This window comes from Leptospira dzoumogneensis (assembly GCF_004770895.1).
In the GTDB taxonomy this organism is placed as follows: Bacteria; Spirochaetota; Leptospiria; order Leptospirales; family Leptospiraceae; genus Leptospira_B; species Leptospira_B dzoumogneensis.
In genome coordinates this window covers 333,973-357,082 of the sequence record NZ_RQHS01000005.1, presented here as the reverse complement: position 1 = coordinate 357,082, position 23,110 = coordinate 333,973, and the positions used below count along the sequence as shown (strand labels likewise).

The window sequence follows — 23,110 nt, the reverse complement described above, 5'->3', positions numbered from 1 at the left end:
TTTTGTATCTAAGAAACCGCTCGATTCTTTTCGAAAGGATTTCTCTCTTATTAATAACTTAAGACATGGATTTTCAAAAAAATCCTACAAACCATTCCTAGAATACTAAGAAGACACCTCGCTGTTAAATGAAGACCTCTAACTTTCCTAGGATTATGTGCACTTGATCATGAAAATTCCGGAAGCTAATTGTTGCAAAAGAAAGTCAAACTAGTCCAAGCCTCTGTATCGATCTCTACAAGTTACTAATTCGAAAGGATTACTTTCTTGCAGAATCATCCCGCCTTAGGAGATCTTAAGTTATGAGCGATCTGAAACTTGTAATAGGAAATAAAAACATCTCCTCCTGGTCTTTCCGTCCATGGATCCTACTCACTCAATTCGAAATTCCTTTCGAAGAGATCTCCTTAAAACTATTCACACCTGAATACGCAGCCATAATCGATAAGTACTCACCTTCTAAAAAAGTCCCTGTCTTAAACGACGGAGACCTAAGAGTCTGGGACAGTCTTAGCATCGCGGAATATTTGGCAGAAAAATATGCGGAGAAGGGACTCTGGCCCAAGGATCAAATCGCAAGAGCCAAGGCAAGATCCGTAACTGCGGAAATGCATTCAGGATTCACAGGCCTAAGATCCAATCTAAGCATGAATTTTCATGGCAGAAAGTCCGACTTCTCCGTTCCGGAAGATGCAAAGAAGGACATAGATAGGATCCAAACTCTTTGGGAAGAATGTTTGAGCTCCTACGGAGGACCTTTCTTATTCGGTAAAAACTTCTCCATTGCTGATGCATTCTATGCCCCGGTTGTTTCCAGATTCATAACATACGGAGTAAAACTCGGGCCTAAAGCAAGCGGGTATGTGGAGACAATCTCCAGTTTACCTTCTTACAAATCTTGGGGAGAAGGAGCTAAATTAGAGATCAACTAAGCAAGATCATTTTGTAGGACCTCCAACGAAATGCAAACATAATTTTGCTTGTTTTTTGTTTAGTAATTCTTAAGATTCAAACGTATGAATTCTAAGAAAAGAGGAACAGAAGAACTCCCTCCCAGTAGATTTGATAAGACCCAAAGAGAAGTCTGGCTAGAAGATAGGATAGATCTAGGAGAGGACACCTCTCCTTCTACCCAATTCTTTTGGGAAGATTCCAAATCAGTCCTGACTCGAAACAAATCACCTGATATTCCATTCGATGCAAGTATCAATCCTTATAGAGGCTGCGAGCATGGATGTATTTATTGTTTCGCAAGACCGAATCATTCGTATGTGGATCTTTCACCAGGACTGGATTTCGAAACTAAAATATTCGTAAAAAAGGACCCAGCTAAACTTTTAGCGGAAGAATTAAGAAAGAAAAAGCAGGCAGTCTCACCTATCACGATAGGAACGGCCACAGATCCTTATCAACCTGGAGAAAGGACCTATAAAAACACAAGATCACTCTTAGAAGTGATGTTGGAATTCAAACAACCTACTGCAATCATCACTAAGTCCTCTCTTATACAAAGAGATATAGACATTCTTTCCGAAATGGGAAAATTAGGAATTTTGAAAGTATTTCTTTCTATCACCACTTTGGACAAAGAGCTTTGGTCCAAATTAGAACCTAGGGCCCCTGCTCCCGCAAGAAGAATGGAAACTCTTCGCAAACTCACAGATGTTGGAATTCCAACAGGGGTATTATTTGCTCCTGTAATTCCTTTTATAAACGATTTCGAAATGGAATATCTATTGGAACAGGCATCTTTATCAGGTGCAGAAGCTGCCGGAATGGTATTCGTGAGACTTCCATTCGAAGTAGCGCCTTTATTCGAAGATTGGCTTACCAGACATTTCCCTCTCAAAAAAGAAAAAGTCCTGAAAATAATCTCGGAAGCAAGAGGAGGTAAATTATACAAAGCAACCTGGGGAGAAAGAATGAAAGGAGAAGGAAATTATGCGGAACTTCTCCAAAAAAGATTTTCGATCTGCATCAAAAGGTTCGGGCTCACAAAAAGAAGAGAATTGAGGACCGATCTATTTGCAGTTCCTTCTCGTTATCTTCTGAAAAAGAAAAAACATGAGGAATTCCTACCGGGCCTATTTCCGGAATAAGGACTGTAACGAAGACCACAGCCATTACGTTCGTTCGAAATAGTAGAAAGAAAGAAGCAGATTGGATAGAAATTTCCTTCCCCATTTTTCAGACAGATCGGATATTTACCGAATGAATTGGGAACAAAACTACCATCTGGAAGACGGAACCTTCGTAGGAGCAGGCGACGTATCCATCTATTATAGAGCCTACCGCGCAAAAGACGCAAACAATCCTAGAACCTTAGTGGTCCATCACGGGATCGGAGAACACGGAAAAAGATACGACAACCTACTCGAAGCTCTTTCCGGAAAAGGATATAATGTTTATCTAATAGATGCCCGCGGCCACGGAAAATCAGGTGGAAGCAGAGGTGTAGTCACTCATTTTAACCAATTTTTAGCGGACCTGGACAGACTGATCAGCATTGCAAAACAAAAAGAAGGAGTGAAACAAGTCACTCTAATGGGACACTCCATGGGAGCATTGATCTCATTATTTTACGCCGGAGAACCTTCCCACCAAGCAAGTTTAGACAGACTTGTTCTGAGCGGATTGCCTATCTCAGTAAAAACGGATTTAGTAATGAATATCAAAAAAGGCGCAGGAAGTTTACTCGCAGGAGCATTCCCCACTCTTACTGTTCCAACCGGATTAGATGTAAACGCATTATCCAGAGACAAGTCAGTTGTGGAAGCTTACAAAAAAGATCCTTTAGTTCACGGTTCTGTTGGAGCCTACTTAGGAGACTTCCTTTTGAATTCCAAAGAAAAAGCTTTAGAAAAAGCGGCTCGTATCAACTTCCCGGTTTATCTATTCCATGGAAAAGAAGATTCGATCGCACTTTCCGTAGGAACGGAAGAAGCGTTCAAAGTCATTCCTTCTTCAGACAAGTCCATGAAAATTTATGACGGCTTGTATCATGAAACCATGAATGAACTTCCAGCGGACAAGGCAAAGGTTTTGGGAGATTTAGTGAACTGGTTACAGACTCATTGAGATAAGGGGAGGTTTCTCCCCTTTTTGAGGTCGGCGAGAAGTCTGCTTTAAATTGCCGGGATTCAGATATACAGTGTGTGTGCATGGGCGAACGCGCGGCCATTGCGTTGCTTTTTAGGTGGATAGGCGAACCGACGGCAATGCGTTACCTTTCGGACGGATATGCGAATCGACGCCCATAAACAATTCTTGCGCGCATAGGCGAACTAACGCCTGTTCGCAACCAATCAGCATAGGCGAATGTTCGCAAAACAATCCATTATGCGCCATGTCCGACAACAAATTCTATAAATATTCCAAAGGCCCAGAAATGTCATTACTCGATTCGTATAGAAGAAATTTGCAAAACAAACGAGAAGAGCTAACTAGGCTTCAATCTAATAAGGCAAATGAATCAAAAAAAATTCCTGAGTTAAGTTCGAAAATACAAAGGGTAACAGACAGTATTAGTAGGACTAATTCTGCAAGTACTATTAGGTCCAAATATTCAGAAATAGAACGTTACCAAAGAGAGAAGACGAATGTTGAGAAAAAAATATCGGCTATTGAAACAGCGATAGCTAAAAAGCAGAAGGAGATTGTTGATGAAGATAAGAAAATAGCAAGAGAAGAAGAAAATGAATATAAGAAGCGATCTAAAGAAATGGAGAAAACTAAACTCGCATATAATCAGAAAATTACTCAAATCGATAAAACTTTGAGTAAACATAACCAGCTTCACGCTGCTACACAAGCATCTCTTCTTCGATTGCAAGATCTACCGGATAAGATTATAGTCTTATTTTTAGCCGCTAATCCAATAGATCAAGAGCAATTGAGATTAGATGAAGAAGCTAGAAGTATAACAGAAATGATTCAAAAATCAAAGCATCGAGATTCCGTTAAATTCGAATCCCGTTGGGCTATTCGCCCAATGGATCTACTACAAGCTATTAACGAGTTTAGTCCAACAATAGTCCATTTCAGTGGGCATGGATCTAATCAAGATGAAATTGTATTTCAGGACTCAAATGGAAATACAAAATTAGTAAGTAAGGAGGCGCTTGTCCAAACGATGATGGCGTCTTCCGAGACGATCAGATTAGTTTTCTTTAACACTTGCTATTCAAGAAATCAAGCGGAGAGTGTCGTAAAATATGTTGATGCTGCTATTGGAATGAATACAAGTATAGGCGATGAAGCGGCTAGGATATTTTCATCTCAGTTTTATTCTTCCATAGGTTTTGGCTTGTCCGTGAAAAAATCATTCGATCAGGCCAAAGCTCTCCTGATGATGGAAGGAATACCTGAGGAGAATACACCAGAGTTATTTGTTCATGAAGGTGTAAACTCTGAAGAATTAGTAATTGTAAAACCTACTTGAATATAAATAACATTAAATAAAGATTATTGGTATAAATAAAACACAACAATCAAGAAAACAATGAAAAATTGTTTTCTTGTTTTAGAAGTCTGCTTTAAATCAAAGAACGAATGAAATAACGCAGGGAAAAAATATGATACAACAAAAAATCACCCCTTGTTTGTGGGTAGAAAAAGACGCAAAAGCCGTAGTCGAATACTACCTATCTATATTTAAGGATGGTAAATTAAAAGATTATCGCTTATTTACCAAAATGCCAAAAGACGGCAACCCTGATAGTGATGATTTATCAGGCGAATTCGAAACAGCTGTAATGGAATTAGCAGGTGTTGAATTTAGTATATTAGCGGCAGGTCCATTATTTAAATTTAATGAAGCAATATCTCTTGTAATTAATTGCAAAGACCAAGCTGAAGTAGATTACTATTGGGATGCCTTAACTACTAATGGTGGTGAGGAAGGACCTTGCGGTTGGTGTAAAGATAAGTACGGTTTATCTTGGCAGGTAGTTCCGACCGAGTATTTTGACCTCATTCATAATAGCGATCCTGTAATAAGCAGAAAAGCAATGATGAACACATTTAAACAAAAGAAATTAATAATTTCAGAGTTAAAGTAAAATAAAAAGAATAACCGGCGGGGAAACTACACATAGCTTTCGGTATTTCCGCGTCGCTCGATACTTCGCCATACAACAATTAAGACAATATGGAAAAGATAGATCTATTTATTGATAAAGTACATAAATTTGCTTCGAGTATAGAAGCAATAGAAGGTATTGCAATAGCCGGATCATTCATTTCCAAGGAACTTGATGAATACTCCGATATTGATTTTGTCATAGTCTTAAAAGATGGAATTCAATATCAGAAAAATAAGATGCTCGATTTCGCAAATAATTTCGGGACCTTACTATCAGCGTTTACCGGCGAACATGTCGGAGAGAGAAGGCTCTTAATTTGCCTGTATGAGGATCCATTCCTTCATGTTGATTTCAAATTTATCCAGCTTTCAGAATTGAATAACCGAATCGAAAACCCTGTCTTTATCTATAAGAATAATGAACAGATCCCTTTGATCCTCGAATCGACAAAGGCAGAATGGCCAAATCCGGATTTCCAATGGATTGAAGATAGATTTTGGGTTTGGATACATTACGCCGGAACTAAATTAGGAAGAGGAGAGTATTTTGAGACGATCGATTTTTTATCATTCCTCAGAAATACGGTTTTAGGTCCTCTTCTTCATCTTAAAAATAAATCTCTTCCTCGAGGAGTCAGGAAATTAGAATTCATTATCGATCCAAACGATCTTGAAAAACTAAAATTAACAATTCCAGGTTACGATTTTAAATCGATTAAAGACAGCATACTGAACTCAGTTAAGCTGTATAAAGAATTAAGATCAGCACTTTATAATTCTGAAATCAAAAACTTATCCGAAGCTGAGAATTACGCTTTGGATTATTTGAATAATATCGTTAGTAGATAAATATTAAAAGTTTGCCGACCGAAGCGTGCGAAAGCACCGTCAATTATGCGTAGTGGCTCTTTTAGTAAATTTTTAGTTTAATACTCTTACTCATTAACTTAAAATGTTTGTCCAATGTAAAAAGCACTGCCTTATTTTGAACCACATTCTGAGCAATTATCAAATCTGGAATTCCAACCTTATTAATTCCATTTTTAAGATTTGAAGTTTGATATTCAATGATCTGTTCCCAATCAATATCTAATGGAAATCGTTCAATAGCCTCTAAAGAAGCAATTATCTTTGATTGCTTTCGTAGTTTAAGAAAAGGAATTAATTCCGCCAAAATGAGATCATTAGTATAAATATTTTCTCTATCAATCAATTCGTCAACTTCCTTCGAAATTGATGAATTATTATGCCTGAAATATTCAACCCATACTGACGAATCTAATAGAATGCGATTCATCGTTTCCGTAAATCATCTAAATTAATCTCGAGATTAACGGATCCTTTATACTTTTTGAGATCTTTTAACTTTTCTCTTCTAATTAAAGAAGTAAGTCCCTCTTTTATTACATCAGTCTTAGTTTTTAAATGAGTTAACCTCATTGCTTCTAAAAACAATTCTTCAGGAATATCTACGGTAGTTCTCACAATATGCATAAAATGACTAATTTATATGCATTGTCAAATCTTATTTTAATAAACTATCTATATTGCTACTTTCCTAAAAAATGAACTTAGTTCGATATTATGAATTTTGCCATTTCGCCTAAACGACCAAGGTGTTCCGACGTTTACGACGGCACGAGTTTGCTCTGCAAGCGCAGTGATGGACGCGAATGTGGCGTAGCCCGAGCGAGTGGTCGCGCTAGCGATCCACGAACGGAGTGGAAGCACCGATAGTTAGGCGATGCGACCGCCTCTACTTGTAACTATCTTTTCTTTGATCTACATCAACGAAAATAATTAATAGTTCCTTATCTTTTATCAAATAGAATAAACGATACTTACCAATGCGATATCTGTAAAGACCATCAAATTCGCCCTTTAGCTTTTTAACATTAGGACCAAAGAATGGATTCTTTTTAAGAATCGGATATACATAATCTGTTAGCTTCTTTTGAAGATGTGAGAATTGACGATCTTTAAGTTTACTTTGAAATTGCTCGGTTTCCGCTATTTTATATTCAGCGGACAACTTTATACTTTCCTTGAGCTACTTCTTTCATACCTTTTTTCAAGGATGTGATTAATTGCTTATCTGAAAGAATTTCATCCATCTCCTCATCAGATGCATAAAACTCATTCGTAAGATACTGAATTGCTGCATTTTCTACGAAATTCGAAATCGTACGTCTTTCTCCGTCAGCGGCTTTCTTAAATATATCGTAAATCGGGTCTTCAATTCGCAATGTGATTGTCTTGGACATACTAATTATACCTGCAATTTTATTCAATATATAGCATAATAATTCATATGTCAAATTGCTTTTTAAGGTTTTCCGGAGCTAATTTCCAAATAATTCTCATTTTAAGAAATATTTGCGGTCGTTTCGCATAACGACCAAGGTGTTCCGACGTTCCGCGAGTGCGTAAGCACTTGGCACGAAGCTTGCTTTGCAAGATGAGTGACAAAGCGGAATGTGGCGAAGCCTGGAGCGAGGGTGCGAAGCATCCCGAAGCGCAACGCCAGAGGCGATAGTTATGCGTAGTGTCTGGCTCTATTTGTCTATTTTCCTTATTAATCGAGAGACAAAATCTACAGATCTCAAAATATCTCGATTTGAAATCGATGATCTCTCTTTGTCAGCATTTGGAACTGTTACTGTCGTCTGTAAATATTTGAGAATGTCTTCCCCTTTATTAATCGTTTTATCAGTAAACATATTAAAAATAATCAGATTATGCTCACGTTCTCTCTTTATAGCTTCAAAATAACGAAAATCGTCCATCGTATTCCTGTGCTGATTAAGAAAGTATATGGCAATAGCCTCTATAAAGATAAATGGTATTACTCTATATGTCAAAATACTCGCTATCTTCGAAGCCGTAAAATCCCCAGTATATATATATCTTGCGCCGAAAAAATTAAAAACAGCAACCCAAATATACTTATACTCATACCGCCCCATAAATACGCGCCGGCCCTCTTAAAAATCCATTCTGAAAGATACTTCGATTCCTTTGCCACGTTATACAACAGTGAATCTTTATATTTTACATCAAGAGTAACAAAGTCATTTCCAATGGCCTTATAGATAGATTTACCTCCTTTCAGAAGACTTTGTATTTGATCACCTAATGCTGCAAATGGAGGATTCGCAAAAGTAAAGAATGAAAAAAGAGGAAAGAACAGGACCGCTATGTTCGTAGTCCATTTAACTAATGTTAAATAGTTTGATGTATAACCAAAATTAACCAATAATCTTTCTGCATAGGTAAACGAAAGGATGTTCAAGATAAGCCAAAATAGGATCTCTAACCAAAATTTAACTCGCAAAAGTCTTTGCTGAGCAGCTACCTGCTTTTTTATTTCTGGATCTACTTCATATTGAACCATTTTCTTTTCCTATTAATTTCCAGACATTACGCATAACGACCAAGCCTAGCCGACGTTTGCGATGGCACGAGTTTGCTCTGCAAACGAAGTGACAGACGCAAATGTGCCGCAAGGCCGGAGCGAGGGTGCGAAAGCAGCCCGAAGCGCAGCGGCTGAGGCGGTAGTTATGCGTAGTGGTCAAATCTCTTAAGGATATCTTTCCATAAGGGATTTGACCCATATAACTGATTCTTCAATAGCACCATCAAGCTTCGTTTCAAATCCCTCAGACATCAAATAATGCTGATGTTCTAAATTGAAACGTAACCTATAACCCTTTTCATTCGTTTCAGAATGAGGTATGTTTTCGAGTGCCCCGACTGATAAATCGAACAATTTTAAAAGAGGAGCAATTGGATCATCTTTCTTATCAAATTCAGTCAAGGCGATAAGAAGCCAACTTAATACGGAATAGTTCGACATCTATTTCTATTTCAAAATACTGAATTAATAACCTGATTTTAGGATTTCATATACTTATTAAAATTATTAATATAGTCATCTATATTTTCTGTTAACATTTTTTTGTATTCTTCTACAAAATATTCTAATATCTCTGGCTTATCATTCGAAAGATCTTGTTCATCACTCGCGGCACACGCAGCAACCCAAGCATTAAACCGCGCCGCAGAATATAAAAGAGATGCACTCACCTTTCCCCGTCCTAAACCTGCCTCTATTTGTCGATTCGCTAAACCTATATGTTCATCTGCTCTCTTAAAAAACTCTGAGTCTATTTCATCCATTTTGATGATTCTTTGTTTCCGTCTCTATTTTTGAATTTAATGATCAGTATTTTTTGCTATTTCGCCTAACGACCACATGGGCGAACGTGCGCCTATTCACTGCGTTTCAAATGCATATACGAATCAACGCCTATGCACCGCCCCAAGTCGGGATAGGCGAACATTCACCCATCCGCCTCAACCAGTCGGCATCTTCTCAAACGCCTTCAACCCAAGATCAATCTTGTCCCAGGCCAACCCACAAACTTTATAAGTAAGCACATGGGGAGCAAATCGGCCAGGCTCATCTAAACTTCCTGCATGAACTGCGATCATATCCGGCATTGCAGCAAAGCGAAGATAAACAGGAGTCCCGCATGTTGGGCAGAAGGAATGGATCTTCATATTACCGCTGTCACCTGCGACTTCCCAATGAGTTGCCTCCCCTGTAATTTCCATCTCTGCTCTAGCAGGAAAAGTTAGATAGGATCCATGCCCAGTGCCGCTTCTAAGTTGGCAGTCACGACACTGACAATGGTTTTGAAAGACTGGTTCATGTTTGGTGGAATAGCGGATCGCTCCGCAAGCGCATCCGCCGGTATAAGGTTTGGTCATGAGAGACTTCCGCTCGAAACCGATTTAGGCTTAGCAAATACATCTATACCCTTGCCTGTTTCCAATAAAGATTTCAGACTGGAAAGAACGATCGGCCAACCTTGCTGTATCCCTTTAGCCATTCCACTTCCTGCTTCAAGTTCATCATGAGTGACAGTCAACTTTACCATATCATTATATTCTTCTATACTGAAAGTTACTCGACTATAACTATCCGGATCGGCAGCATTTGCAGGGCTCGCCCAAGAGATAACTAAACGAGTCGGCGGGACAACTTCCACAACCTTACCTACAATATTCACTGTACGATCGTTTGCACGTACATGCTCCCAGGAAGCTCCCGGCGTCCAGTCGGAGATATTCTCATGCCCCCAATAGAGTCGAGTGATCTCAGGTTTCATGATTGCTTCGAAAACTTTTTCCGGTGTCGAGCGGATATAGGTCACATAAACAAAGCTAGTCTTTTCTTTACTCATTATTCTCTCCTTCAAGTTCCTTCTTCAGGTCATGCAGCAGGCTAAGTCTCTGGTGTTCGAATTTTCGAACCCAGCGTTCATAGACCTCATGCAACGGCACAGGATTAATGAAATGTAACTTCTCCCGGCCGCGCCAAACCGTGCTTATCAGATTGGCCGCCTCAAGGATCCCGATATGTTGCGTAGTCGATTGGCGGGCCATATCCAAATGCTCGCAAAGTTGGCCCAATGTTTGGCCGTTCTTCTCATATAAAAGATCGAGAAGTTTTCTGCGTGTAGGGTCTCCCAGCGCCTTAAAAACATTATCAGCGTCCATTCGTTGCGTTTGTAAGAAAATAATATGCAGGCATTTGCCTGCATGTCAATTAGAATATTGAAAAAATTACCGGAGAGTAAATAAATAAATGGATCGACCACCCAAGTAAATATGGGGCCTATACTAGCCAAATGGAGGATCCGAGAAAATGGCAGTGAAACGAATGGATAATGTCGGTATTGTTGTGGAAGACCTTCCGGCTACGATCGCAATATTCAAAGAGATAGGCTTAGAGTTAGAAGGCCAAATGAGAGTAGAAGGATCCTGGGCGGACCATGTTGTAGGACTTGAAGGAATGCAAGTCGATATGGCAATGATGAAAACACCGGATGGACACAGTCGATTGGAATTGTCTAAGTTTATCAGACCAAAGGTAATAAGCAGAGAACCGAAAAATGCTCCTTCCAACACTTTAGGTTATCTTCGAGTAATGTTTGCAGTAGATGATATCAAGGATACAGTGACTCGACTCGAAAAACATGGAGTGAAACTAGTCGGTAAGTTAGAACAGTATGAAGATAGTTACCTTCTATGTTATTTGAGAACCCCCGAAGGATTCATTATCGCACTGGCAGAGGAATTGAAATAGATCTTTTATTGTTAAACGAAATTTGCTTAATCGATAAGGCACTGAAATCAAATGGAAAATCATAGAATCTTTACCACATCCTTCTCAAGTGTTTATCCTATGTATGTTCAAAAGGCGGAACGAAAAGGACGAACAAAGGCAGAAGTAGATAAAATCATTTTTTGGCTCACTGGATACGATCCTAAAAGTTTTCAAAAACAACTTAAGAATGAAGTGAATTTCGAAGAATTTTTCGATCAGGCTCCTCATCTCAATGATAATGTTTCTCTGATCAAAGGTGTTGTCTGCGGTGTTCGCGTGGAAAATGTAGAAAATAAACTTATGCAGAAGATCCGTTATCTAGATAAGTTGATCGATGAACTGGCCAAAGGAAAGGCCATGGAAAAAATATTAAGAGGATCAGTTTAGCGAATCATTTTGTTTGGAATGGTAGAAGGCCATAATTAGTCGGGTCCTCAGCTGGCGAGTTTCGCTGCATGGGCGAACATGCGCCCATGCACAAATGCAACCAGGCCCCGTAAATGGGCCGTACATGATATACCTTAGATCTAAACTGCTGCAAGCTCCAATAATAACTTATCGAGTGCTTCGCATAATGCCACCCATCCATCCATTGCGCCTCTTTCCAACTCACGAGCTTCTGAAGAAGCAAATCTGTATACATGAGTCATAAGAGTTAGTTCTCCTTCAGTTGTGAAGGTACGAGACTCGGTAGTAGCATCCGGATTTTCCGGAGCATCCGGATCGAACGTTGACAAGTCAGTTGCAAAATTTTCAGTATTCGCAACTTTCTCGGATATGATTACATCTGTAAATGTTCCATAAAGACCCATTTTGGCTCCTTTCGGGTCCGCATAAACATACAGATATTTACCGCCGACCTTAAGATCGTTCTTAATGGTTTCAAGAGTCCAGCCTTCCGGACCAGTTAGCCAACGACGCATTAACTCGGGTTTAGTAAAACAATCGAATACCAATTTGCGTGGTGCGGCGAAGTAACGTGTTGCGACAAGTTCTCTATCGCCTCGAAGTTCTACCTTCAATTCTTTTTGATCTGCTCTCATTTCTATTCGTCTCCTATTGTCTGCATCGTCTTCAATTCTTCGAGTAGCCCATCGAGCACTTGGTAGCGCTCTTCCCATATCTTGCGATACTTCTCAATCCAGTCCGTGGCCTTTTTAAGCGGTGCAGTTTCAAGTCTGCGCGGCCGTTCCTGTGCGCGGATCGTGGTCGAGATAAGACCTGCTTCCTCCAAAACTTTGAGATGCCGAGAAATAGCCGGCTGGCTCATTTTGAAGGGTTTAGCAAGCTCCATGACCGTTGAATCGCTCTTAGCCAGACGCATGAGTATCGCGCGGCGAGTCGGGTCAGCGAGTGCGGCAAAGGTAGAGTCGAGATTTTGCATAGTTACTTAATTATATAATCATATAGTTATATAAAGAAATAAAGTCAAGCTTTTTATACTTTTTAAGGAAAAACTAAATCAGTGAGAAAATTTGCGCCCTACCGCCAAAACGGGCTCTTTCAGGTATGTTTTTTATAGTTAAGTCGAAGCCCTTCTTGTATAGCGTGGAATCAAAACACTTTAGCAAACTCATCGTTTGCTTCATCTGCCGATCAACTTTTAGCAACATCCAGATTTAGGAGCACAGCATGAACTACTTGTACCGGAGATTTGTATCTTAGGTTTTGTAGAAGAACTACCGCAGGAGTCACTTGCTAAACATGCGGCCTGTTTGTTCTTTAAAATGAAGTGTGTTCCGTTGAAATCTAAATCGTATTTTCCGATCGTATCTACTTGATACTCGACTTCGATCTTTGCGTCCTCGATTCCCAATTTTTCTTCGGATAATTTGACGATACTTAAGAGTTTTTTAGGTTTTAATCTATGATCGTGATCATTTGCATTCCATAGCTGAAAATTGACAACTTTCTCGTCTCGGATAGTTCCACCACAATCAATGAAATGTTTTGTGATAAAGCCGATCTCCGTAACATGGAAATGTTCCGGCACAAATGCGCCGTTTTCCAATTGAAATTCGATATTAGTCAGATTCGGTAAAATATTTTTGATTTCCGATAGTTTCATAATTAACCGTAATAGGGAGTTTTATTATAATTACTATATTGCAATATTACGATTAATGTCAATTGAATTTTAACAACAATTTTTGCTATCTAGGTTTTGGGCAAAAAAATGCCCGAAATAATCTCGAATCTCTCCCCAAGATTTTTCGTTAATGCAATAACATACCGCAGGACCGTCGATTGTCCCTTTGATAATATCAACTTCTTTCAAAGCCTTTAGATGTTGAGATACTGTTGCTTGGGCTAAATTGAGCTCTTCCACTAAATCTCCACAAATACAGGCTTTTCTTTTGATAATCGCTTCCAAAATTGCAATTCTGGCAGGGTGACCGAGAGCTTTTGCATAAGATGCAATACGATTCTGTTTTTTGTTGAATAACTCTGTCTTAGTAACACCCATACCACAAATGGAAATCGAGCTTTCGATTTTTCAATGAGATTATTCTCGGCTTCCTACGAAAAACTGCAAAACGGATTTATACATTAACGCGCCAGGTCCTGTAACTGTTTTACCTTCTGGTCCTTCTCCGGAGACTCATAAGCTTTTAAAGAGAAAGTATTCAGATTATATTCCTTAGTAGTATAGTTGTCCCTATTATAAGGACCGACTAATTCTTTATCAGGCTCTGTGGTTTTTGCTGCCAGGATCCTTCTCATTCCTTCTTCCCCTTGCCCGAACCAATCCGGATCCACTGCAAGATTTACCCTATGACCTCTTAATTGGGTCAAAGCATAAGGCCCCTCGTATCCACTTTCTCGGATCAATTTACCGAAAAATAGAAACTCCACCTCTTGCCTTCCTGCATTCAATTTGCCGTCAAAGCTTGCCCAAGCGATCGGGTCCCCGTTTCCAGAATTTACAAGGTTGGCTTCTAAATGATAGGTACCTGCTTTGAATACATTCACTCCGGTCTTTACACTCAAAGAACCGTCTCTCGGAACATCCAAGAAGTATCCGCTCCATTCTGCGGGTTGGTAGGGAGAAGAGAAGAAGGAGGACAGAACTTTACCCTGCTTCTTCTCCTTTGCGTATTCGAACTCCACTTCCATGAACATGTCTCCCCAGTCCTTGTAAGTGGGTCTCCATTCGAATGTAAAAACATTGTCCTTAGCGTGAGCATCCCCGTCTATTCCCTTGTCATTTCCGTCGGGAGGAAGGGCTACGAATTTGTTGCCATCGAACTCTTTCCATAGTTTTACATTACGAATATTTAATGGAACTTTCTCGAAATTGCTCGTATTAAAACATTCTAAGGTGATATGAAGAGGATCTTTCACACCTATCGCTGCCCATTGTAAAGGTTGTAATTTGCAGGAATATCCGTTTGGTTTTTTATCCTCGGGCTTATCCACCATCGCAATTGGAGAAAGTTGGATAAAATATGGATTTGTTAGGTCTTCGTTGTATTTGGTCAAAGGTCTTGAGTTAGGCGGATATTCGGACCATTCTAAATAATCTTTTAAAACTTTTTCAGGAGGAATGGACTCATCCAAACTTCCTAAAAAGTCCGGATTGTCCGATGCAGAACCACCACCAGGAGGACTCCCTTTCGCCATCCATTCCGCTTTCGCTTTTTTCTCTTCTTCTGATAGAAACCAACCGTTCTCTTCAGCCTCATCCCTTAATAGATAGAAAACCAAGGCGGCTGCAATCGCAAGGCCGAGGTAGATAAAAATTTTTTTTTGACTCATCTCTAATTTTTCAATGCCCAGTACAGGCTCACCTATATACGAAATGCGAGGCCTTTCTCAACCTTTATTTTAAGGATCTTTAAAGGAGAAATTCGATAATCCTTTTGGACTAATTTTATTAGAACAGATTCTTTTCGGTCTTATTGTTTGGTTTGCCAATCTTCTTATTTCTTACTTACAAATCATCGTAACAATTGTTTGGAAATAAATTGTAACTAACACTGCACGGTATTGTAGCGTACGTTATATATTATAATTTAATAATACAGTTATCTATTTGTATTCATTTTTACATTCTACCCGTTATGTTAAAAAAAGTCCAATCACTTGACGTAAGAGACCACTTACCCCATACTTGTAGACCGGGAAAATCAAAAGCTATGGTTTTGGTTTTCCCAAAAGATCGGAGAATAGAGAAGATGAAAAATTGGAAAAGTATGGTATTGGGATGTGTTTTCGCATCGTTATTTGTTGGGTCGCTTTCTGCGCAAACCTATACGGTTTTCATTCACGGAAAGTCTGGCAGCAACCACAACGGAGTGGGAACTACTGACGTGAATAATTATTGGGGAAGTGCACCGAACTCTGTGTCCGGAAGCAAAATTTTCGTTGGTTACGACGGAACTTCTGACCCAAGAAATTATGGATCGGCAAGAGCTCAGACCAATATCACTACAGGCTTGAATACATATTGCAAGGGTTCTAACTCCTGCAAGATCGTATGTCATAGCGCTGGTTGTTATGCGATTGAGTATTGGTTATCTAACTTAGGTGGAACCACTTCTAGCAAAGGTTATAACGTAACTAAAGTTACTGCATTAGCTTCTGCATCCGGTGGATCCGAGCTTGCTTCCGCTCTGAATGGTGTTACATTCGGATTCGGCGGTAACGCAATGGATAAATCCCTGATCGTTGGAACTGCTCGCGGCGCTTACAACCACAACAACACTGCAGGTATCACTGTATACCAAGTACCAGGTTATAAAGGTATGGCTGGTGCATCCCTGATTCTTCCGGGCGAGGACGATTACGCAGTCGCTTTCCATTCTTCCTGTGCTTATAACAAGTCGGGCGGAGTTAGCGTTTGCCAATCATCGTTGACTCAGAGCGAAGGTATTTGGCCGTTCAACTCGAACGTAACCTATACTCAGTTCCAAGGTCACACGAGAGCTCCTTCCGTAGGATCCTCCGGATTATACTTGAACCACAGTGAATTGAAAAACGAAGGCTGGAGATAATCCAATCCAAAATAGCGCGTCGAAAAACCGGCGCGCTATCGTTTATGAAAATTTTAACCGTTTTACTCCCCTTATTAATCTTCCACTGCTCACAAATACAATGGAGACCCGCAAGCCTTGCGGTCGAAAGAGGCTGGTCTGAGACCGGCAAAAATATAGTTCAAACTGAAGTGATCTACGAGGAGAAGGATGCATGGAATCCTTTGAATGGAACCACTCACAAAAAGAATTACAGAACTAAATTCAGGATTTATGAAATATCAGGACCCGGTAACGATTCCGGAGATCCCCCCATTTATTCTTACGAAGTTGGATCTTGGACATTGCCGGGATCGGTCTATTTTCATTCCGCAACCAACCGATTATTTTGGATCCAAGGCACAAATGACGAATACGGCGGATCGATTCGTTTTCCTGCAGTTTGGTCCCCGAAAGGATTTCATTCTTTCGAACCTAAAAATTTCCAAAAAGAAAACCAAACTATCTTTCAATTCGTACCTTCTCCAGACGGAGGAAAAGCGGCAATTATATTAGGAAAATTGAAATCTGATCTGGAGATAGAATCTCCCATGCTGATCATAGCGGATGTAAACGGACAATCTTCTTCTTACGATAGATCTTATTTCGAATTTCCTTTGGCTAAATGGGAAGAAACTCCCGAGTTCAGGATACGTTGGTCGGAGAATTCGAACCTTCTTTACGTTCGAGTACAAGACCAAGTTTTTAAAACGAATGAAAAATCTAAAAAATTAGAAGAAGCAAAAGAGTTTCCGGTTTGTTTTTATCCTGCTTCTAGTTTCGGACCTGTGGGAATCAGTCCCGGAGGAAGAGGTGGAGATTCGGATATCGCAAGGGATATGGAACCTCCTCCATTTAAACGTTATAAGGACAAACCCTTGGTCAAAAGTTTAAATCAGACCAAGGATTGCAGCCAATAGGCTTCGATTATTTTTCGGAAGCCTTAGTTTTTCTCATTTCTCTAATATACTCTATCACCGCAGGCATTACTGAAATGACAATGATCGCTAGAATAACGATCTTGAAGTTCCTTTGAACGAACTCCAGGTTCCCGAATTTATAACCGCCGAATAAGAAAATAGCGATCCAAACCACTCCGCCGACTATATTATACAAAATGAATTTAGTATAAGTCATACTTCCGATCCCAGCTACGAAAGGAGCGAACGTCCTAACGATAGGGATAAATCTTGCAATGATGATCGTTTTTCCACCGTATTCTTCGTAGAATTGGTGAGCCTTTTCCAGGTGTTTTTTATTTAAGAAAGGGACCTTTTCCTTTGCAAGGATCTTCTCCCCTGCCAAATGACCGATCGCATAATTGACTGTATCACCTAGGATCGCGGCAATAATAAGAAGTACGAGTAAGGTAGTAAGATCCAAACTCCCTCTGGCTGCAAATGCGCCCAAAGCAAAGAGCAAGCTATCTCCCGGAAGTATAGGAGTTACAACAAGACCGGTTTCACAAAAGATGATCAAGAATAGGATCAGATAGATCCAAGTGCCGTAAGCGATGATCAATGCATCCAAATGATTTTCAAGATGCAAGAAGAAGTCTAAAAGATATTTGATAGTTTCCAATTTAAGCTCCGAGAGTCAGATTCAAGGGTCCAGCGGGGAAGTCAAATGTTAGAGCGTACTTCCGGGAATAGACCTGCTTGGTCCGGACCCTGTTTATAAATTTTTGTAGGATAATTTAAACGGATTTTTCCGGAGGAAACTCCTCTTTTGTCGGGTCTGATCCTGGCATCGAATTCTACAGGATCACCCTGTTTCAGATTTTGTTTTCTGAAACGAAAAGAATAATAAAAGTCCTGAGCATAGATAACCTTTCTGCCTGAAACCAGCAGTTTTATGTCTTTGATCAAGATCCTTGCTTTTTCCGGATTGGGATCCGTCGAAATAGATTCCACAATCCCTCTGAATCTGGTCCTGATCTTAGGCAAGTTTTGGAGATCTTCTTCCATACCCTGAATCCGTTAGACCAATTCAAATCAAAAGAACAGTTTCGTACATTCGTTTTTCATTGTCGCCCATTCCGATTTTGAGCGATCGGGAAACGTTCCTAATCCGAACCTGGTCCAACTATACACAGGTCCTACGGAGATTTATATGACCAGGTTTCAATTATTAACAAAAAGTTTGAGTTTGTCTGCCCTTCTTTCCTTGAGCTTGCTCGCGGGAACAGGTTGTTACACGAACATTCGGCCGGGAGAAGCAGGACTCAGATATCATCCTTTGACAAGCGGGTTACAAAAGGACCTATTGACGAATGCAATTTATTTCTACGCTCCATGGAACGATGTGGTATTGTACCAAACCCAATGGACCTCCTACAAAGAAAAGGTGGATGTACTTACCAGGGATGATTTGACCATTAATGTAGTGGCAGCAGTTATCCTAAGACCAGTACCTGGAGAAATTTATAATCTTCAAATAGAGATTGGTCCGGATTATTACGAAAAAGTGGTACGCCCTCAATTCAGGACATCTGTTCGTAACGCATTATCCGCTTATAGTATGATCAAAATTTCTAAAGAAACACCTAAGGTATCTCAGGATATCCGCCAAGCCTTGGGAGAAAAATTAAGAGGAAAACATGTAGAAATAGATGATGTGATCATAGACGATATAGAATACAGCCGTCCCATCCTAACTGCGATCGAAGGTAAACTTACCAAAGAGCAAGAGCAGGAACAGATGAAATTCGAGATTAATATAGCGAAGAAGGACGCGGAAATCACTGTGATCCACGCAGAAGCTAAAGCAAAATCCACGGTGATTGAAGCGGAAGGGACCGCACAAGCAACCGTGATCGAAGCACAAGCAAGAGCTAAAGCCCAGAAGATGATCGCTGCTCAGTTGACAAAACAATATATCCAGCTAAAAGCTTTCGAAAATCCTAATACAAAACTTCTATTCGTTCCGACAGGGAAAGATTCTCTTCCTATGATCATAAATACTCCTTCGGACGGTCCTAAGGCTATAGATCTTCCTCCTGCAGTGGATAAATAAAGAAGAAGGTCCGCTCGCCCAAAAAAATACGCGCGCCGAATAAAATTTGGGAAACGGTCCTGTATGGACCTTTCCCAATTCAGCCAAGCCCAACAAGAGATCATACAAGATCGGTCTAGATTTTTACAAGTAATCGCCGCAGCAGGTTCCGGAAAAACCAGCACCTTAGTAGGAGTAGTACAAAACGAACTCTCTCAAGGTACAAGTGGAGAAGAAATACTGGTCTTAAGTTTTACCCGAAAAGCTGCAGGTGAGATCAGAGAAAGAATTAAAACGAAAACTAATATAGACTCGGTAAGAGTTCATACATTCCATGCATTCTGCCTGAGAGCCTTGATCACCTGGCATCCTGATTTTAAAAACAGGAGACCTTCTATCCTTACTTCTACGGAAAAGAATTTATTTTTTAGAGAATGGTTCCGCAAAGAATCGGATCTCATAGGTGGAATTCCGTACGAGCTGCTGATCGGAGGTTCCGCATTACCTTCTAATTTTCCTCAAACTTGGAAAAGCCCATTATTAGAAGATTATAAAAACTTCAAACGTAAAGAAGGAAAACTGGATCTGGACGATTTAGTCACAATGTTTTTAGATTCTTTAGAGACTGGAGGCTCTTGGACTGAAATCCCGAAGAGAAGTTTAAAAAGGATCTTAGTGGACGAATTCCAAGACACAGACCCGGAACAACTTAGATTTTTAAAATTACTATCGGAACGATCCAAAATCCTGGTAGTTGGAGATGATAGTCAGAGCATTTATTCATTCAGGGGTACCGATTTAAGTAATTTTTTGGATTTCCCTAAGATGTTCCAACCTTGCACCAGAAAATTCCTGAACACGAATTATAGATCTCTGCCAAAGATCGTGGAGACTTCTTCCATACCTATCTCCAAAAATAAGAACAAAATTGAGAAGAATGTAATCGCCCATCGTAAAGGAAAAGCTCTCGTTTCCAGGATCAAAATAGATAAGATCCAGGAATTATTTCCTTCTTTGGGAGAATTGTATAAACGAAGCGGAGGAGAATTAAAAATATTATGCCGTTCTAATCATAGGATCAGAGAATATTTGCATGCGGGAGTTCCACCGGAGTTATTACTTACGATCCATTCTGCAAAAGGTTTAGAATTTCATACTGTGATCGTGGACTTGGCCGACGGCTGGAATCTCAGGAAAGATTCTCCGGAAAGGATCAGGGAAGAAGAACATAGAGTTCTATATGTTGCGCTTTCCAGAGCCAAGGATTGTCTCATTATCTTAGGTAAAAAGACAGGCTCAGGCAGAGAAACCGCCGAAGACTTATTTTTCTCTTATTTTAAGAGAGAACTTCAGCTATTCAAATCTTGAAACGGAAATTTATTTTAGATCCTGATATTTTTCTGCAACAAAGCGAACATGGTTCGCTCTCATCTAACAATCCGTTAATAAAAACCTCCTATTCAGGAAACATAGGATAAAAAGATGAAAAAGAATACAGAACTGAAAGAAACTCTTGGAAGTGTAAGGGAGATCATCTCCGATAGCAGCTTCGACAATCCTAGTTATCTAGGGATCGCTTATTTTATCCGGGACCTTTTCTTCTTCTCGGTCACCATGTTCCTGCTCTGGAACGTTGAAACTTGGTATTATCTTCCTTTTCTTTGGGTATTTGCGGGTTTAAGCATCGCTTCTCTTTTTATTATAGGCCATGACGCATGTCACGGAGCCTTATTCAAAAGTGAAAGACTCGCTTATTGGATCGGACAGATCGCAATGCTTCCTTCATTGCATGCTTATAATCAATGGGGATACGGACATAATAGGGTCCATCACGGTCATACGATCAAGATCAAAGGTGATTTCGTATGGCATCCTGTAACTCCTGAACAATATAAAAATTTTGGAATATTCAGAAAGGCATTTCATAGACTTTCCTGGTCCGCATTAGGAGGAGGGATCTATTATCTGGTGGAGATCTGGCTGAAAGGTATGGTCCTTTTCACAGCTCCTATGAAAGAAGCTCTCAGAGATAAATTACTTATGCTCACCTTTGCATTCGGTTCCGGAGCGGCGGTTTTCTATTTCGGAGGAAACACTCCTAACGGATTTGATCTTGGGTTAGGGACATGGTTTTTCCTAAAAGTGTGGCTTCTTCCTTTTATCTCTTGGAATTATTTTATCGGAATTACCGTATATGTGCATCATATCCGTCCTGAAGTCCCTTGGAAAGAAGCGGACGAATGGACCCCATTTTACGGACAAATGAGAGGAACCGTAAATTATCATGTGCCTAAGTTCCTGAACTTTTTTATGCATAATATTTTCATCCACTCCCCTCATCATGTTCATATGAAAATTCCTTTCTATAAATTGGGCCAAGCTTTGGAAGAGATCAAAGTACATTACGGAGCTTATGTGGTGGAAAGAAAATCAGTTTGGAAAGACTATATGGAGTCCACATCCAAATGTAAACTTATGGATCCGGACACTAAAAGATGGATGACCTATTCCGAAGCATTCAACGATGAGGATGAGTCGGAGCCTGAATTAGAAGCGGCCACTTAAAAATTTCCATTTAATTCGATTGGGAATTGATTTTTAAAGTAAGCCGGCAAGTCTGATTTTCAGAATGAAGTTTTTCCTGATCGAATTAGAATATTTAGTACCACTCGAAAAATTAGACCAAGCGGTCCCGGCTCATAGAGAGTTTTTACAAACCTTATATGATATTGGGACCCTTCTTCTTTCCGGACCGAAAGAACCAAGAAACGGCGGAATGATCATCGCAAAATCCATCTCTTTGGAAAAGATCAGCGAAACAATGAAAGGAGATCCTTTCGCAAAACTAGGTTATGCAAATTATAAATACACCGAGTTCCATCCGGTAAAACACCAGACATTCCTAAAAAGCTGGATCGAAGGCTGAAGAAAAAAACCGCCTCCCGACTCCTTTCGGAGCGCGGGAAGCGGGGAGCAAAGTGATTGGATGGGTGCTAGATAGTTATCAGAGCCGCGTTTGCAAGCTCGTATCCGCCTGTTTGGTCCGGATGAAAATCTTTTTTGAAATATAGAAGCGCCGCGCTGAAAAGTTGAGGATATAAGATCCTTCCTATTTTGCGTGCGGACTTCATGTCTTGGAAATATTTGCGGAATCCCACTTTCTTATCAGTGAGTAAGAACCAATGCTGCAGACTTAAAGCATATCCCCAGAACATGAAGGATGCCACTATGAATCCCATGATCCTTAGGAAATGACTTTTGGAAACCGTCTGAAGAACATCATACGCAACCGATTTATGCTCTATCTCTTCGCAGGCATGCCAAAGAAGAAGGCTTCTCATCTCTCCGTATGCATCATCATGAAAATTATTGCGGATAGAAATTTCAGCCATACTAGCCGTATAATGTTCCAAACCTGCAGTCACTGCGAGTTTCAGTTTTTTACCGAAGAAAAATTCAAACACAGGTAAGAAGAAACTAAAAGCAGTCCATTTATAGACCTTCTCCATAAGAGTGATAGGTCTTCCTTGTCCTTTTAAGATCTCTAGGATCTTTTCGTGTTCTTTTCCGTGTTGTACTTCTTGCCCTATAAATGACTTCACTCTAGAAGAAAGACCTGGATCTTTTACTTGGTCCGCAAAAGCTTTTACACTCTTGATAAAAAATCTTTCTCCTTCCGGAAATAGGATATGATACGCATTCACTGTGTGGGTCATGAACGAGTTATTTGCGATATAATGGTCCGGTAAATTTTCCAGACCTTCGAAATTCATCTTACGAACTGTAGGAGAATTTGCATCTATTGATTTTAGATTTCCTTTCTTAGTTTGATTACTCATTGTA

General features: G+C 39.9%; 32 protein-coding genes. 14 read left to right on the top strand and 18 right to left on the bottom strand.

Going from position 1 to position 23,110, the window contains the following annotated elements:
• Positions 1–302 precede the first annotated feature (302 nt).
• The 6 genes from EHR06_RS03040 (at position 303) to EHR06_RS03015 (ending at position 5,932) form a co-directional block, all read left to right on the top strand.
• Positions 303–932, top strand: coding sequence for a glutathione S-transferase family protein (locus EHR06_RS03040; protein WP_135755659.1), 630 nt, complete (start codon positions 303–305; stop codon positions 930–932).
• Between the two features lie 84 nt (positions 933–1,016).
• Positions 1,017–2,099, top strand: coding sequence for a PA0069 family radical SAM protein (locus EHR06_RS03035; protein WP_135755658.1), 1,083 nt, complete (start codon positions 1,017–1,019; stop codon positions 2,097–2,099).
• 112 nt (positions 2,100–2,211) lie between these two features.
• Positions 2,212–3,078: an alpha/beta hydrolase gene (locus tag EHR06_RS03030; RefSeq protein WP_135755657.1), complete on the top strand. Its 867-nt coding sequence runs from the start codon at positions 2,212–2,214 to the stop codon at positions 3,076–3,078.
• 340 nt (positions 3,079–3,418) lie between these two features.
• Complete coding sequence (locus EHR06_RS03025) at positions 3,419–4,441, top strand: CHAT domain-containing protein (protein WP_167492266.1); 1,023 nt, start codon at positions 3,419–3,421, stop codon at positions 4,439–4,441.
• A gap of 133 nt (positions 4,442–4,574) precedes the next feature.
• Positions 4,575–5,060, top strand: a complete 486-nt coding sequence (locus EHR06_RS03020; RefSeq protein ID WP_244288475.1) for a VOC family protein — start codon at positions 4,575–4,577, stop codon at positions 5,058–5,060.
• A gap of 89 nt (positions 5,061–5,149) precedes the next feature.
• Positions 5,150–5,932: an aminoglycoside 6-adenylyltransferase gene (locus tag EHR06_RS03015; protein ID WP_135755655.1), complete on the top strand. Its 783-nt coding sequence runs from the start codon at positions 5,150–5,152 to the stop codon at positions 5,930–5,932.
• Between the two features lie 61 nt (positions 5,933–5,993).
• On the opposite strand, the gene EHR06_RS03010 is transcribed toward EHR06_RS03015, so the two are convergent.
• The 10 genes from EHR06_RS03010 to EHR06_RS02960 form a co-directional block, all read right to left on the bottom strand.
• Positions 5,994–6,380 (bottom strand): PIN domain-containing protein, encoded by a 387-nt coding sequence (locus tag EHR06_RS03010; RefSeq protein WP_135755654.1) that lies wholly within the window; start codon positions 6,378–6,380, stop codon positions 5,994–5,996.
• A complete protein-coding gene (locus EHR06_RS03005; protein ID WP_208757734.1) occupies positions 6,377–6,577 on the bottom strand; it encodes a type II toxin-antitoxin system VapB family antitoxin in 201 nt (66 codons plus the stop codon). Before EHR06_RS03005 ends, EHR06_RS03010 begins: the two co-directional genes overlap by 4 nt.
• A gap of 262 nt (positions 6,578–6,839) precedes the next feature.
• Entirely contained in the window at positions 6,840–7,115 is a 276-nt protein-coding gene (locus tag EHR06_RS02995) for a type II toxin-antitoxin system RelE family toxin (protein WP_135755651.1), read from the bottom strand.
• On the bottom strand, positions 7,105–7,347 hold the full coding sequence (locus EHR06_RS02990; protein ID WP_135755650.1) for a CopG family transcriptional regulator: 243 nt from the start codon (positions 7,345–7,347) through the stop codon (positions 7,105–7,107). The genes EHR06_RS02995 and EHR06_RS02990 overlap by 11 nt, the downstream gene beginning before the upstream one ends.
• 605 nt (positions 7,348–7,952) lie before the next feature.
• On the bottom strand, positions 7,953–8,477 hold the full coding sequence (locus tag EHR06_RS02985) for a hypothetical protein (RefSeq protein WP_135755649.1): 525 nt from the start codon (positions 8,475–8,477) through the stop codon (positions 7,953–7,955).
• Between the two features lie 186 nt (positions 8,478–8,663).
• Complete coding sequence (locus tag EHR06_RS02980; protein ID WP_135755648.1) at positions 8,664–8,939, bottom strand: hypothetical protein; 276 nt, start codon at positions 8,937–8,939, stop codon at positions 8,664–8,666.
• A 38-nt stretch (positions 8,940–8,977) separates the two neighbouring features.
• A complete protein-coding gene (locus tag EHR06_RS02975) occupies positions 8,978–9,262 on the bottom strand; it encodes a DUF3144 domain-containing protein (RefSeq protein ID WP_086445645.1) in 285 nt (94 codons plus the stop codon).
• Between the two features lie 177 nt (positions 9,263–9,439).
• Positions 9,440–9,856 carry a GFA family protein gene (locus EHR06_RS02970; protein ID WP_135755647.1) on the bottom strand — a complete coding sequence of 139 codons (417 nt, stop codon included), beginning with the start codon at positions 9,854–9,856 and terminating at the stop codon, positions 9,440–9,442.
• Complete coding sequence (locus EHR06_RS02965; protein WP_135755646.1) at positions 9,853–10,332, bottom strand: SRPBCC family protein; 480 nt, start codon at positions 10,330–10,332, stop codon at positions 9,853–9,855. The genes EHR06_RS02970 and EHR06_RS02965 overlap by 4 nt, the downstream gene beginning before the upstream one ends.
• Entirely contained in the window at positions 10,325–10,648 is a 324-nt protein-coding gene (locus EHR06_RS02960; protein WP_135755645.1) for an ArsR/SmtB family transcription factor, read from the bottom strand. The genes EHR06_RS02965 and EHR06_RS02960 overlap by 8 nt, the downstream gene beginning before the upstream one ends.
• Positions 10,649–10,796: 148 nt before the next feature.
• Here EHR06_RS02960 and EHR06_RS02955 point away from each other — a divergent pair, with 148 nt between their 5' ends.
• Entirely contained in the window at positions 10,797–11,237 is a 441-nt protein-coding gene (locus EHR06_RS02955; protein ID WP_135755644.1) for a VOC family protein, read from the top strand.
• 51 nt (positions 11,238–11,288) lie between these two features.
• Positions 11,289–11,645, top strand: coding sequence for a DUF2200 domain-containing protein (locus EHR06_RS02950; RefSeq protein ID WP_135755643.1), 357 nt, complete (start codon positions 11,289–11,291; stop codon positions 11,643–11,645).
• A 140-nt stretch (positions 11,646–11,785) separates the two neighbouring features.
• Here the strand turns inward: EHR06_RS02950 and EHR06_RS02945 are convergent, their stop codons facing one another.
• From EHR06_RS02945 to EHR06_RS02925, 5 genes are all read right to left on the bottom strand, one after another.
• The gene (locus EHR06_RS02945; RefSeq protein WP_135755642.1) at positions 11,786–12,301 is read right to left on the bottom strand and encodes an SRPBCC domain-containing protein; all 516 of its coding nucleotides are present in this window, start codon (positions 12,299–12,301) and stop codon (positions 11,786–11,788) included.
• 2 nt (positions 12,302–12,303) lie between these two features.
• Complete coding sequence (locus EHR06_RS02940) at positions 12,304–12,642, bottom strand: ArsR/SmtB family transcription factor (protein WP_135755641.1); 339 nt, start codon at positions 12,640–12,642, stop codon at positions 12,304–12,306.
• 219 nt (positions 12,643–12,861) lie between these two features.
• Positions 12,862–13,326 (bottom strand): DUF6428 family protein, encoded by a 465-nt coding sequence (locus tag EHR06_RS02935; protein ID WP_135755640.1) that lies wholly within the window; start codon positions 13,324–13,326, stop codon positions 12,862–12,864.
• 69 nt (positions 13,327–13,395) lie between these two features.
• Entirely contained in the window at positions 13,396–13,725 is a 330-nt protein-coding gene (locus EHR06_RS02930; RefSeq protein WP_135755639.1) for an ArsR/SmtB family transcription factor, read from the bottom strand.
• Positions 13,726–13,808: 83 nt separating this feature from the next.
• Entirely contained in the window at positions 13,809–15,017 is a 1,209-nt protein-coding gene (locus EHR06_RS02925; protein ID WP_135755638.1) for a DUF4785 family immunoglobulin-like domain-containing protein, read from the bottom strand.
• Positions 15,018–15,436: 419 nt separating this feature from the next.
• Between EHR06_RS02925 and EHR06_RS02920 the strand changes: the two genes are divergently transcribed.
• Together EHR06_RS02920 and EHR06_RS02915 are read left to right on the top strand one after the other, a co-directional pair.
• Complete coding sequence (locus EHR06_RS02920) at positions 15,437–16,255, top strand: hypothetical protein (protein WP_135755637.1); 819 nt, start codon at positions 15,437–15,439, stop codon at positions 16,253–16,255.
• Between the two features lie 44 nt (positions 16,256–16,299).
• Positions 16,300–17,193, top strand: coding sequence for a hypothetical protein (locus EHR06_RS02915; protein WP_135755636.1), 894 nt, complete (start codon positions 16,300–16,302; stop codon positions 17,191–17,193).
• Positions 17,194–17,200: 7 nt separating this feature from the next.
• Here EHR06_RS02915 and EHR06_RS02910 read toward each other — a convergent pair whose 3' ends face one another.
• Complete coding sequence (locus EHR06_RS02910; RefSeq protein ID WP_135755635.1) at positions 17,201–17,854, bottom strand: DedA family protein; 654 nt, start codon at positions 17,852–17,854, stop codon at positions 17,201–17,203.
• A gap of 41 nt (positions 17,855–17,895) precedes the next feature.
• Positions 17,896–18,240 carry a hypothetical protein gene (locus tag EHR06_RS02905; protein WP_135755634.1) on the bottom strand — a complete coding sequence of 115 codons (345 nt, stop codon included), beginning with the start codon at positions 18,238–18,240 and terminating at the stop codon, positions 17,896–17,898.
• 145 nt (positions 18,241–18,385) lie between these two features.
• Between EHR06_RS02905 and EHR06_RS02900 the strand changes: the two genes are divergently transcribed.
• The 4 genes from EHR06_RS02900 to EHR06_RS02885 all read left to right on the top strand — a co-directional run bounded on the left by EHR06_RS02900 (position 18,386) and on the right by EHR06_RS02885 (position 22,193).
• Positions 18,386–19,288, top strand: a complete 903-nt coding sequence (locus tag EHR06_RS02900) for a prohibitin family protein (RefSeq protein ID WP_135755633.1) — start codon at positions 18,386–18,388, stop codon at positions 19,286–19,288.
• Positions 19,289–19,351: 63 nt separating this feature from the next.
• Complete coding sequence (locus tag EHR06_RS02895) at positions 19,352–20,635, top strand: UvrD-helicase domain-containing protein (protein WP_135755632.1); 1,284 nt, start codon at positions 19,352–19,354, stop codon at positions 20,633–20,635.
• 114 nt (positions 20,636–20,749) lie between these two features.
• Positions 20,750–21,832 carry a fatty acid desaturase gene (locus tag EHR06_RS02890; RefSeq protein WP_135755631.1) on the top strand — a complete coding sequence of 361 codons (1,083 nt, stop codon included), beginning with the start codon at positions 20,750–20,752 and terminating at the stop codon, positions 21,830–21,832.
• Between the two features lie 64 nt (positions 21,833–21,896).
• Positions 21,897–22,193, top strand: coding sequence for a YciI family protein (locus EHR06_RS02885; protein ID WP_135755630.1), 297 nt, complete (start codon positions 21,897–21,899; stop codon positions 22,191–22,193).
• 67 nt (positions 22,194–22,260) lie between these two features.
• On the opposite strand, the gene EHR06_RS02880 is transcribed toward EHR06_RS02885, so the two are convergent.
• Positions 22,261–23,106 (bottom strand): metal-dependent hydrolase, encoded by an 846-nt coding sequence (locus EHR06_RS02880; protein ID WP_135755629.1) that lies wholly within the window; start codon positions 23,104–23,106, stop codon positions 22,261–22,263.
• Between the last annotated feature and the right edge of the window lie 4 nt (positions 23,107–23,110).